The following is a 1,595-nucleotide window of genomic DNA, read 5'->3' as shown; positions in this document are numbered from 1 at the left end:
CGCCGCGAGGCGGCACTGCCGGCCTGGCGGCGAGCGACGGACGCAGAGGCGCCGCTCTCGTTCCAGCAGCAGCGCATGTACGTGCTCTCGCGGCTCGATCCGACGCGCTACAATTACAATGTCGTCGAAGTCGCTATGCTCAAAGGCCTGATCGACGTCGCAGCGCTTCAGGCCAGTCTTGCCACGATCTGCGCGCGCCACGAGACGCTGCGCTCGGTCGTCGTCGAACGTCAGGGCGAGCCGGCGCAGCTCGTGCTGCAATCGCCGCCGCGGTTCGAGCGCGCCAAGCTCAAACCCTGTGCTGCGGACAAGCGGGCCGCAGTGATCAGGCGCGAGACGCTCAAGCTCGCGCAATATCCGTTCGACCTGGCGCGCGAGCCGCCGCTAAAGGTCACGCTGCTGTCATTCGACAAGACGAGCCATGCGCTGGTGGTCAACATCCATCACCTCGTCACCGACGGCTGGTCGCAGCGCCTGTTCTGGGAGGAGCTTGCCGCCCACTACGCCGCCGCACACGGGAAGAACGTGGCGGCACAGCCTCTGCCGGCTTTCCAATATCGCGACTTTGCGCTCTGGCAGCAGAGCTGGGCGCAGACGCCGGCGGCCAAGGACCAGCTCGACTACTGGCGAGCCCAGCTCGAGGGCGTCACCACGCTGCCGCTGCGGACCGACCGGCCAAGGCCGGAGGTCTGGAGCGGTCACGGCGCCCGCCACTATCTCGAATTCTCCAGGACGCTGTCGGCCGAGCTGCGCGCGTTGAGCCAGAACCAGGGCGTCACGCCTTTCATGACGCTGCTCGCCGCGTTCCAATGCCTGTTGTTCCGCCACTCCTCGCATGAGGACGTCGCAACGGGATCGCTGATCGCCAACCGCAACCAGATCGAGAGCGAGCACCTGATCGGGCTGTTCGCCAACACGCTGATCCTGCGCAACGATTTTGGCGGCGACCCGAGCTTCGGCGAGATGTTGCGGCGGGTCCGGCAGGTCACGCTCGATGCCTACCGCAACCAGGACCTTGCGATCGAGGAGGTGTTGCGCGCGCTGCAGATCGCCCGGCGGAGCGATGGCAATCCGCTGTTCCGGATCATGTTCATCCTCCAGAACGCGTCGATCGAGGCGGCACGCTTCCCGGGCCTGTCGATGCGGCGGCTGGAAGTCGATCCCAAGGTGGCACGCTTCGACATCACGCTCGAGCTGGTCGAGGCCGACGGCCGCTTCACCGGCTTCTTCGAATACGCCACCGATCTGTTCGACGCCGCGACGATCGAGGCCATGGCGGCTCAGTTCAAGTCCCTGCTGAAGGCCGTCATCGCCAATCCGGAGCAGCGCATCTCGCGCCTGCCGCTCCTGACGGAGACCGAACGCCGGCAATTGCTGGCGACAGGCCGGGGCGTGCCGGCCAATTTCACCACAAGCGGCAATTTGAGCGGACGCTTTGATCGGCAAGCCAAGAAGACGCCGAACGCGATTGCGGTGTCGGACGGGCGCGCATCCCTGAGCTATCGCGAACTGGCCCGCCGCAGCCAGGCAATCGCGCGCTGGCTGGCGCGCGAAGGCATCGGCGCCGAAAGCGTGGTGGCCTTGCTTGCGGATCG

General features: G+C 66.4%; 1 protein-coding gene. It reads left to right on the top strand.

Going from position 1 to position 1,595, the window contains the following annotated elements; genetic code table 11:
• Positions 1 to 1,595: condensation domain-containing protein (locus tag MOV74_RS37695; RefSeq protein ID WP_246932525.1), on the top strand; the 1,595-nt coding region annotated here is incomplete at both ends.

The organism is Bradyrhizobium sp. SHOUNA76, assembly GCF_023006445.1.
Classification (GTDB): Bacteria; Pseudomonadota; Alphaproteobacteria; order Rhizobiales; family Xanthobacteraceae; genus Bradyrhizobium.
Note: the sequence above shows the minus strand (reverse complement) of the source record. Positions and strands in the feature narration are given on the sequence as shown.